Source organism: Stenotrophomonas sp. 05L44_2 (assembly GCF_056665995.1).
Window position 1 is genome coordinate 1 of record NZ_JBFTNR010000057.1, and the last position, 9,945, is coordinate 9,945.

The following is a 9,945-nucleotide window of genomic DNA, read 5'->3' on the forward strand; positions in this document are numbered from 1 at the left end:
GCCGTACTGCGGGCTGAAGCCCACCGGATACAGCGAGCGCAGGTTCCAGCCCGGGAAGATGCTGGTCGTACGGTACGCGCCGGTGGTGGTATCGGGGTTGCGCCAGTTGAAATCGCTGACGCCGTCGCTGTGGCTGTACAGGCCGAAGGCATACAACTCCAGGGTGTCGCTGGCATTGGCCTTCAGGTTGAAGCCCACGCGGCGGCTTTCCAGCTCCGGCTGGCCCCAGCGCTGCACCGGGTTGGGCACGTCCAGTTCGGGATGCGCGGCCTGGAAGGCGATGGCGTCGGGACGCTGGCGCGTGCGTGAGGTCGCGTCGGAGTTGGACGATTCGGCGAACAGGGCGAGGCTGCCGTAGTCACCCAGCGCCCAGCCGGTGCGCGCACTGAAGTCGCGCGAGCCGCCATCGCCCTGCGCGTACTGCGAATAGCCCGCAGTGATCTCGGTGCCCGGGCTGTCCTCCAGGATGATGTTGATGACACCGGCGATGGCATCCGAGCCGTACTGCGCCGACGCCCCATCGCGCAACACTTCGATGCGCTTGATGGCGCTGGTCGGAATCTGCGCCAGGTCGGCAGCCTGTGCGCCGCGGTTGCCAAGCAAGGCACTGCGATGGAAGCGGCGGCCGTTGACCAGCACCAGCGTCTGGTCCGGCGACAGGCCACGCAGCGTGGCCGGGCGCACGAACACCTGGCCATCGGCCATCGGCAGGCGCTGCACCACGAACGAAGGCACCAGCTGCGCCAACACGTCCTTCAGGTCGGTGGAGTCGACCGACTGGATGTCCTGCTTGGTGAACACGTCCACCGGCGCCAGGGTTTCAAACTGGGTGCGGTTGGAGGCACGGGTACCGGTGACCAGCATCGCATCGAGCTGGGTGGGCGCAGCGGCGTTGCCACTGCTGCTGGTGTCTGCCGTTCCGGCATCTGCAGCGATCGCGCCTCCTGCGCTGACCAGACCAAGGGCGAGGAGGATGGAACGCGACAGCTTCGAACGATGCACGGCAGGACTCCGGGAAGGCACGACAGGGCCAGGTGGGACCTGGACAAGGCGCGCAGTCTCGGGGCGGGATGTGAAGCAGCGATGACGTGGAGACGACAGTTGCGACCGCTGGAGGTGCAGCCGCCGCCCATGCCGGGCTCTGCGCTATGCGGTGTCGTCGTCGAAGCCGAAGACGGCGGGCCGCGCCGTGCGCAGCGGGATGACCAGCGCGATCGCGAAAACGAACAGGAAAGGCGCGGAGAGGATGGCAGTGTCCTCGGTTCCGAAGGCAATCAGGTTCACCTGCAGTTGGCCGATCCACTCAAGGTCCATGAGCACCAGTACAAGGCCACCGATGGTCGGGCACGGCAGGCCGCCATGGCCTGCCATCAACAACGTGGGCGCCAGCAGTGCTGCCAGCAATGAGAACATCACCCGGTACAGCCAGGGGTCCCCGCGCCAGCGCGGTGCCCGCCGCCACATGAGCACCAGCAGCGCCAGTGGCAGCAGCGCCGGCAGCAGGGCAATCGCAATGATCATCACCATGCGGCGATCTGCGCGGTCTGGCTGATAGCGGTGACTTCCGGCATGTCCCTGGCCTCGATCGTGTCCATGAAGACCGCATTGTTGCCGGTGCAACGGCAAACGCAAAGCCCTGCCGGCGCAAGAACTGCTAAGCGCCCCACCCCGTCGATCCGGTACGCTGCCCGGCATTCGAACGAGGGACAGCGCGATGAGCGCAGCCGGCAAAGCGTTGTGGTACATCGAAAGCCATGCCGACAAGCCGCTGGCGCTGGCCGACATCGCGGCAGCCGCCGGAYTGTCGCCCTTCCACCTGTCACGCCTGTTCCAGGCCCGCACCGGCACGTCGGTGGTGCGCTACCTGCGCGGACGCCGCCTGACCGCCGCCGCGCAACAGCTGGCCAACGGTGCCGGCGACATCCTGCAGGTGGCGTTGGCAGCCGGTTACAGCACGCATGCCGCGTTCACCCGTGCCTTCTGCGAGCAGTTCGGGCAGACCCCGGAGCGCGTGCGCGAGCGGGGCCTGCAGGAACTGGCACTGGTGCACGCGATCCGCCTCGACGACGCGCCACAGGCCTGCACCGAGGCGCCCAGGCTGATCGACTGCACGCCCTTCCAGGTGGCCGGCATCGGCATGCGCCACAGTCGCGACAGCGGCGGTGCGATTCCCGGGCAGTGGGCGCAGCTCAACCGCGAATGGCCAACACCGGCGCCGGTCAGTTTCGGTGTGTGCTGCAGCAGCGACGACGAGGGTGGCTTCGACTACATCGCAGCCTTGCCGGTGAATGCACTGCCATCGGTGCCTGCACACTGGCAGCGGGTGGATGTGCCTGCGCGCCGTTACCTGGTGGCCTGGCATGGCGGCCATATCTCCACCATCCGCTCGACCTGGTTCTGGCTGCTGGACCAGTACCTGCCGGCAAGCGACCTCCACCTGGCCAACGCGCCGGATCTTGAACGCTACGACACCCGCTTCGACGAGCATACCGGCCATGGCGGCGTGGAGATCTGGCTGCCGGTCGATCACCGCCCTGACTGACCCGGAGAAACCAATGATGCGCGCGACACGATGGATGCTGCCCCTGCTGTTGGCTGCTCTGGCGCCGGTGGCGATGGCGGCCGCTCCCACCATTGCCGGTGAACGTCATGGCGTGACAACGCTGAAAAGCGCGGCGATCCGCGATAGTGCGCAGCGCGAGGTGCTGCGCTTCACCGCGTGGTACCCGGCAATGCCAGGCAGCGAAGAGACGCCGCTGACCATCGGGCCACCGGATGCGCCGCTGTTCGAGGTGGGGCGCGCGGCGAAGGATGCCCCCATTGCCGGCGGGCGCCTGCCAACCCTGTTGCTGTCGCATGGCAATGGCGGCACCGCGAGCATGATGGGGTGGCTGGGCACCGCGCTGGCGCGGTCTGGCTACCTGGTGATCGCCGTGGACCACCCCGGCAACAACGGCGCCGATGAGATGACGCTGGCCGGCAGCGTGCTGACCTGGCTGCGCGCCGACGACCTGAAGGCGGCGCTGGCGGCCGTGCAGGCCGACCCGCAGCTGGGGCCACATGTTGATGCGTCGCGGCTGGGCGTGGTGGGTTATTCCGCTGGCGGCTTCACCGCACTGCTCAGCGCCGGCGCACGGCCGGACATGACGCGGCTGCTGGCGTTCTGCCAGGCGCACCCGGACGACGGCGTGTGCAGGYCGCAGCAGGAAGCGGCCGCGCATACGATGGCGGCGCGTCTTGCGGCGGCGGCGTCACCACAACTGCAACCGTACGTGCAGCATGCACAGGATGATCGTTCGATTGCCGGCGTGCGCGCGGTGTTCGTGCTGGCGCCCGCCATCGTGCAGGCGTTTGCACCGGAGCAGCTGAAGGCGTTGCGGCAGCCGGTGATGATCGTGCTGGGTTCAGCGGATGAAGTGGCGCCGCCGGTGACCAACGGTGATGTGGCGGCGGCGCTGATTCCGAAAGCAACGCTGCACGCGCTGCCCGGTGTCGGCCACTACGATTTCCTGTCTGCCTGCACGCCGCTGGCAAATGAGCGGCTGCAGGCGCTGTGCATGACTGCGGTACCGAAGGAGCAGACGCATGCGGTGGCGGTGGAAGACGCGGTGCGCTTCTTCGGGGAGGCCTTGCGCTGAAGACAGTCGAGCACGGCTCGATGCCACGGCTGGCAACAACGATTCGTTGCACAGGTGATGACGCGGCGCAAAGGTGCGCGGGACTACACTGCACCCAGCGCTCCACGGAGGATCGATCATGCGCCTGTTGCATCTTTCTCTGCCGGTATCCGATGTTGCCAGCGTCGCCACGTACTTCCGCGACGTGCTGCAGCTGGAGGTGGCCGGCGACCAGGTCCGCATTGGCTGGAGCACGATCCAGCTGCAACCGGCGAATGGCCGTCCGGTAGGCGGCGTGCACCTTGCCTTCAATGTGCCGGACAACCGCTTCGCCGAGGCCATGAGCTGGCTGCGCGCACGCACGCCGTTGCAATGCAATCCGGAAGGGCTGGACTACTTCGCACTGGAAAGCAGCTGGCAGTCGCAGTCGGTGTATTTCACCGGACCCGATGGCCTGATCCTGGAACTGATCGGCCGCAGGCGCTTGCCGGCCAGCGACCGCACTGGCGCCTTCCATGGCAGCGAACTGACCTGCCTGAGCGAGGTCGGCCTGCCCAGCCATGATGTCGATGCGGTGCGCGAACAATCCAACCAACGCTTCGGCCTGCGGCCGATCAGCCCGCCGTCGCCCCAGTTCGCGCCGATGGGCGATGACGAGGGCCTGCTGATCGTGGTCGCTGCCGATCGCCGTTGGTTCCCCGAGCAGAAGGACCTGCCCAACGCGCAGGGCCTGCAGCTGCAGGTGGCCGATGTGAGCGGCAGCGGCGAGCTGCACGATGCCGCGCTGGGCTGGCGGGTGCAGGCGGCCTGAGTTACCAGCTGCCCGAGGCGCCACCGCCTCCGCTGCGGCCGCCACCACCGGACCAGTCGCTGGAACTGCTCGAGGACGAACTGGACGACGAGGTGCTGGACGAGGAGCGGTAGCCTCTGGGCGCCCCCCGGCCGCCGCGGGCTTTTTCGCCGGGCAGCAGAGTGAACACCCAGATGAAGTACAGGAACAGCGTGCCCATGCTGGACACGATCGTCGCCAGCACGCGGGCGTTCTCGTCGCCGGCACGGTCGATGGCCAGCAGCGCGCCCAGCGCATAGCCACCGGTCAGCAGCACCAGCACCACCAAGCGGATGGCGAAGCTGTTGCGCTTCTTCCGCCAACGCGCGCGACCGGCCTGCACCAGGAAGAACACCAGCATGGCGGCGATGCCGACCGCCAGGTTCAGCAGCGTGTGCAGCGCAAGGCTGGGCGGCAACTGGCCGCGTACCAGCATCACCGCGAAGAAGCCGGTGCTGACGGCCAGCATGCCGTACAGCACGATGCGTACGCCGCCGCTGCGACGCCAGCACCAGCCCAGCAGGGTTGCCACCGGTACGGCGGGCAGCAGCACGAAGACCAACGCCGGCAGCACATGGCGCGGCAGCAGCAGCGACGCAGAAAGCCCTCCCGCGGCGATCACCGCCGTCACCAGCAGCGGCCTGCCCCAGGCAGGCAATGTCGGCCACGTTGACCTGGGCACCGCCGCATTGGCTGCCAGTGCCTTGCGCCGCCGCTCGCGGCGGTTACCGGTGAAATCGGCTTCGGTCCTGGTCGCCAGCAGACGCGGTGGCGATCGCCACAGACCGGCCAGGAAGCCCGCCAACAACGTCAGCGCGACGACCGAATCCCCCGTGCGCCAGTCCGCGGGCAACACGTTGCGTGCCGACGGATCTTCCCAGGGCGGCATTTCCTCACCATCGACCAGCGCCACCAGCACCGCGGTGCCGTCCAGCACGCCCTGGTCCAGGTCTCCCTCGCGCAGCCGCGGCACGATCGCCTTGTCGATGATGCGCGCGGCATACGCATCAGGAATGGTGCCTTCCAGGCCATAACCGGTCTGGATGCGTACGCGCCGATCCTGCACCGCCACCAGCAGCAGCACGCCATCATCGACGCCGGCGCGGCCCAGCTGCCATTGGTCGAAGACCCGCTGCGCATAGGCTTCGATGCCTTCCTCGCCAACGCTGGGCACCACCAGCACCTGCAGCTGCGCGCCCTTGCGTGCCTGCAGCTGCAATGCCTGCTCGCGCAGCGCGGCGCGGGTGCTGGCGGACAGCGCATTGGCGGTGTCCACCACCGGGTCATTCAACGCTGGGACCGGGGCTGCCGCCAGCGCCAGCAGCGGCAGCAGGCAGAGCAGCAGCACAAGCCACGCCCACGGCTTGGCAACGCGCGCCTGCGGCACCGGGCTCATGTGCCCTGCCCTGCCTCGATCCGCGCATACAGCGCCTGCAGCCGGGCAGCGTTCTGCGCGAACACCTGCAGGTCCGCGTCGACCAGTGCCGGCCAGTCCGGTGCATGTCCCAGCAACTGCGCCACCTGTTCCTGCGGTGCGCGATCAAAGCCCTCGCCCAGCACGGTCAGATAGCGCTGGCGGAAACCCTCCGGGTCCTGCTGGTCCTGCACATACAGCTGCACCGCCAGCAGGCCGGCGTAGAGATAGTTGACCAGGTACTGCGGGTCCTCGTACATCAGGCGCTTGCTGATCCAGTTACTGCGCAGCTGCGGGTAGCGTTGCGGCTGCTGGCCATAGCGCGCCAGCACCTGGCCGGTGAGCGCATCCAGATCGTCGGCGGTGCCCAGGGTGTTGCCAGCCACGCCCTGGTAGATCGACTGCTCCAGCTGCGCTTCCTCGGAGGAGGTGAACAGCTGCATCACCATGTCATCCAGCAGCGATTTCAGGTAGTACGCCTTGGCGCGAGGATCCTGTGCCTGCTGGTACAGCTGGTCACGGAAACGCAGTTCGTTGTAGATGGCAAAGGCTTCGGTCAGCCACGCACTGCCATTGCGCTGCAACGGCGAGGCATGGCCGCGTTGCATCCATTGCCCGTGCACGGCATGCCCGGCTTCATGGGCGATCTCCACGTCGCTCTCCAGATCCCCGCTGCGCAGCCCCACGAACAACAGCGACGGCATGTCCGGAGCAACTACCTGGAACGCGTCGTGGCTGCGGCTGCCCAGCACGGTGGCCAGGTCCATGCGCTTGTGCGCAGGGTCCAGCAGCGCGCGCAGCTCGGCGACATACTCAGGCCCCAGGTGCTGCATGGCATCGGCGGCGGTATCGCGCAGCTGCTCAAGCGTCAGCACCGGTGGTGTATAGCCGGCATCCGGCACGGTGGTATCCCAGACCTGCGGCGACGTGATGCCGCTGCGCCCAGCATGCTGCAGCAGCATGTCCTGGTAGGCACGACGGTCTGCCGCGTGGCGCTCGATCGCTGCCAGCGTCGCGTCGACGGTCGCCGTATCCATGCCCATGCGGCGGTAGCCACGTGCGGTGGCCGAGCCGTCTCCCTGCAGGCGCGCGGCGGCGTCATTCACCTGCGCCAGGCCCAGCAGCACCGAAGCCATCGGCTCGCGGCGCGACTGCAGGCCCTGCCAGTATCCCTTCCAGCCGGCCTCACGCAGCGTACGGTCGGAGTGCTGGGCCAGCGCCTGCTTGTCAGCGCCGGTATCCCAGCTGCGGCCAGCCCCCTCGACGCGCGGAAATGCGGCGCTGTGGAAGATCTGCCGATGCAGGCGCGCGAAGGTATCCAGCGCCGGGTCGGCCAGCGTATCCACGGCATCATCCAGCTGCGCATTGGCCGGCGCCGCACCTTCCTGCAGCGCACGGTCGCGCAGGAACCGGTAGGACGCCAACCAGGGTGCATCCGCCGGTGCCTCACGCAGGGCGGCCCTGCCAGCGCGGGCGATACGGCTGCACAGCCCCATCACCTGGTCCAGCGCCTGCGCCGGGCGACGATCGCGTGCGTTGCGGGCAGCCTGCAGATGCAGATACGCATGGTGGCGCAGGCACTGCGCCTGCAGCGCTTCGGCCTGGCGGAAGCGCGTGGACGGCTCGCTCGCCGTGGCGCCCTGCAACGCCTCAACGCGCTCGCCCAGGGCAATGCGTGCCGTCTGTTCGGCGGCGGCGCTGGGAAAGTAGGCGCGATCGTCAGCGTGCAGCGATTGCGCGTGGGCGCCGAGGGACGTGGTCATCGCCCACAGCGTGGCGATGACCAGGGTAACGGTGGTGGTGCGCATCCTGCGGGCCTGCATCGGCGTCTCCGTGCCTTGAACGAGCTTGGAGCCTAGCAGCCGCCGACGGTGCGCGCCTGTCCCGATCGGGCCTCAGATCGACTCGTCTTCGCGCTTGACCAGCGTCCAGCACGGCCTCTGCGCGAAGGTATAGGTCTGCTGGTCGCTGCTGTCCGGTGTGCGGATCTGCACCTGCATCTGCCCGTCAGCCACGGCCGTCACCTGCATCTGCCGGCCCTGCCCGGCCAACCCTGCCGGATCAGGCATCACCGGCCATTCGACATCGGCCAATGCCAGCGGGCRTTGCACTGTGCGCGGCTCAGGCTCGGCGCCGGCGTCGACGTAGCTGTCCAGCAGCGGATCGGCCGTGGCCTTTTCCTGCAGGGTGATCTCGTTGCCGAAGTGCTTCAGGAAGGTGTCGAACGCGGGATGGGGACACGCTGCGGTCGCCACTGCGGGCGCGGGTGCGGGCGCCGGCTCCACCGCCGTCGCTGTGCTGGCAGGTGCCGCTGCAGGAGCCGGGGCTTCAGCCGGCGCGGGCTGCGGCGCAGGCGTGCAGGCGGACAGCACAAGGCCAAGGGCGGGTGCCAGCAGCACAAGGGAACGGCGGGGTTTCATGGGATCGTCCTGATTCCGGTTTGGTCGCGTCATCCTACCCTGCCGCCTACAATCGCGGTTTTCCGCCTGTCCGAGATGCCCATGCGCCGCCTCCTGCTCCTGATCGGCCTGCTGCTGCCTGCCCTGTGGCCAGCCATGGCGATGGGCGTCGACGTCCGCGACGGCGACCTGCTGTTCGTCACCGCCGGCCATGGCGGCCTGAGTGCGRCCATCGACGATGCGACCGGAAAACAGGGCGCGCCGAGTTTCGACCATGTCGCGCTGGTGGCTTCCGCACCGCAGGGCTGGGAGGTGCTGCACGCCGATGAGAAGGGCTCGCGCCGGCAGACGCTGGAACAGTTCCGCGAGGACGCGAAAGGCAAGCAGCGGCAGATCGTGGTCTATCGCCTGCGTGCGCCGCCGGACAATGCCATCGCCGATGCCGTGGCCACCGCGCGCACGATGCTGGGCAAACCGTACAACACTGCCTACGTGTTGAACGACGACAGTTACTACTGCTCGGATTTCATCGAGCGCGCGTTCCGTGCGCACCATGTGTTCGCACTGCAGCCGATGAACTTCCGCAACCCGCAGACCGGTGAGATCTCCCGGCACTGGGTTGATCTGTATCGCGGCATGGGCATGGAGGTGCCGCAGGGCCTGCCCGGTACCAACCCCAACGACATGGCTGCAGCACCGGTGCTGCAGCGGATCGGCGTGCTGGAATAAGCGAAGCCCCGCGCGGGGCGGGGCTTCGTCGGTGATGGATGGCGGCTGCCAGGATCACTCTTCCTCGTCCTGCCCGCCCTGCTGCTGGTTCTGGTTGCGCTTCTGCTGCTCCTGCTGCTGTTGCTGCTGCTGGTCGCGGCCGCGCCCCTGCTGCTGATCCTGCTGGTTCTGCTGGCCCTGCTGCTTCTGGTTCGGGTTCTGGTTCTGCTGTGCCATGTCCGATCTCCAAATGCCACGCGCGGAATGCGGTGGACGGGGCCATCGTCGGCAGCGATTGGTTAACCATGCGTTGTGAGCGGGCTACACCCATGTGTACGTGCGTGAATGAACCGGCGCCAGCCCTTGCGGCACAAGCGACTGAAGGATTCATGCGGGTTTGGCATGTCGTCATGCTGCAGCCGGAAACGAACGCATTCAGCGTTCTTGTCCGCCGCGGCGCGCGCAGCGGCGGCCTACGCCCATGGTCCCATTTGCAGCATGCAGGGCCGCCGCCTATCGTCGGAATGACGTCACCCCGGAGATGCGCATGGCCCGCGACACTGCAGCACGCCCCGCCTACGAACAGGCACTGGCCGATTTCAGCATCGAGCGCGGACAGCGACAGTTGCACGGTGACCTGCAGACCGGCATCAACGCCTGCGTGGAGTGCTGCGACCGCCACTGCGGCCGCAATGCGCTGGCGCTGCGCTGGGTGGACGCCCACGGTGCCCTGCATCGGTACACCTTCGAGGACCTGCGCGATGCCTCTGCGCGTGTTGCCCAGGTGCTGGCCGCGCAGGGCATCGGCAAGGGCGATGTGGTGGCCGGCCTGCTGCCGCGTACACCGGACCTGCTGGCGACCATCCTCGGCACCTGGCGGGTGGGTGCGATCTACCAGCCGCTGTTCACTGCGTTCGGCCCCAAGGCCATCGAAACACGGTTGAAAACCGGGCGCACCGCATTGGTGGTGACCGACAG

General features: G+C 67.9%; 11 protein-coding genes. 5 read left to right on the forward strand and 6 right to left on the reverse strand.

Annotated elements, in window-relative coordinates; translation table 11 throughout:
* Both AC1VAN_RS03430 and AC1VAN_RS03435 read right to left on the reverse strand, forming a co-directional pair.
* Positions 1–1,002, reverse strand: a 1,002-nt coding sequence (locus AC1VAN_RS03430) for a TonB-dependent receptor plug domain-containing protein (protein ID WP_480985273.1), incomplete at its 3' end; no start/stop codon positions are given.
* 144 nt (positions 1,003–1,146) lie between these two features.
* Positions 1,147–1,746, reverse strand: coding sequence for a hypothetical protein (locus AC1VAN_RS03435; protein WP_312962749.1), 600 nt, complete (start codon positions 1,744–1,746; stop codon positions 1,147–1,149).
* On the opposite strand from AC1VAN_RS03435, the gene AC1VAN_RS03440 reads away from it, so the two are divergent.
* The 3 genes from AC1VAN_RS03440 to AC1VAN_RS03450 all read left to right on the forward strand — a co-directional run bounded on the left by AC1VAN_RS03440 (position 1,715) and on the right by AC1VAN_RS03450 (position 4,428).
* Positions 1,715–2,542: an AraC family transcriptional regulator gene (locus tag AC1VAN_RS03440; protein ID WP_032976895.1), complete on the forward strand. Its 828-nt coding sequence runs from the start codon at positions 1,715–1,717 to the stop codon at positions 2,540–2,542. The genes AC1VAN_RS03435 and AC1VAN_RS03440 overlap by 32 nt on opposite strands.
* A 34-nt stretch (positions 2,543–2,576) precedes the next feature.
* Positions 2,577–3,638 (forward strand): alpha/beta hydrolase family protein, encoded by a 1,062-nt coding sequence (locus AC1VAN_RS03445; RefSeq protein WP_480985277.1) that lies wholly within the window; start codon positions 2,577–2,579, stop codon positions 3,636–3,638.
* A 118-nt stretch (positions 3,639–3,756) separates the two neighbouring features.
* The gene (locus AC1VAN_RS03450; RefSeq protein ID WP_312962745.1) at positions 3,757–4,428 is read left to right on the forward strand and encodes a VOC family protein; all 672 of its coding nucleotides are present in this window, start codon (positions 3,757–3,759) and stop codon (positions 4,426–4,428) included.
* A 1-nt stretch (position 4,429) separates the two neighbouring features.
* Here AC1VAN_RS03450 and AC1VAN_RS03455 read toward each other — a convergent pair whose 3' ends face one another.
* The 3 genes from AC1VAN_RS03455 to AC1VAN_RS03465 all read right to left on the reverse strand — a co-directional run bounded on the left by AC1VAN_RS03455 (position 4,430) and on the right by AC1VAN_RS03465 (position 8,280).
* Positions 4,430–5,842 carry a TPM domain-containing protein gene (locus tag AC1VAN_RS03455; RefSeq protein ID WP_478013580.1) on the reverse strand — a complete coding sequence of 471 codons (1,413 nt, stop codon included), beginning with the start codon at positions 5,840–5,842 and terminating at the stop codon, positions 4,430–4,432.
* Positions 5,839–7,683 (reverse strand): M3 family metallopeptidase, encoded by a 1,845-nt coding sequence (locus AC1VAN_RS03460; protein WP_312962741.1) that lies wholly within the window; start codon positions 7,681–7,683, stop codon positions 5,839–5,841. The genes AC1VAN_RS03455 and AC1VAN_RS03460 overlap by 4 nt, the downstream gene beginning before the upstream one ends.
* A gap of 72 nt (positions 7,684–7,755) precedes the next feature.
* Positions 7,756–8,280, reverse strand: coding sequence for a hypothetical protein (locus tag AC1VAN_RS03465; protein WP_480985274.1), 525 nt, complete (start codon positions 8,278–8,280; stop codon positions 7,756–7,758).
* Between the two features lie 81 nt (positions 8,281–8,361).
* Here AC1VAN_RS03465 and AC1VAN_RS03470 point away from each other — a divergent pair, with 81 nt between their 5' ends.
* A complete protein-coding gene (locus AC1VAN_RS03470; protein ID WP_480985275.1) occupies positions 8,362–8,988 on the forward strand; it encodes a YiiX/YebB-like N1pC/P60 family cysteine hydrolase in 627 nt (208 codons plus the stop codon).
* Between the two features lie 54 nt (positions 8,989–9,042).
* On the opposite strand, the gene AC1VAN_RS03475 is transcribed toward AC1VAN_RS03470, so the two are convergent.
* Positions 9,043–9,204, reverse strand: a complete 162-nt coding sequence (locus AC1VAN_RS03475) for a hypothetical protein (RefSeq protein ID WP_164745118.1) — start codon at positions 9,202–9,204, stop codon at positions 9,043–9,045.
* Between the two features lie 310 nt (positions 9,205–9,514).
* On the opposite strand from AC1VAN_RS03475, the gene AC1VAN_RS03480 reads away from it, so the two are divergent.
* Positions 9,515–9,945, forward strand: a 431-nt coding sequence (locus AC1VAN_RS03480) for an AMP-binding protein (RefSeq protein WP_480985276.1), incomplete at its 3' end; no start/stop codon positions are given.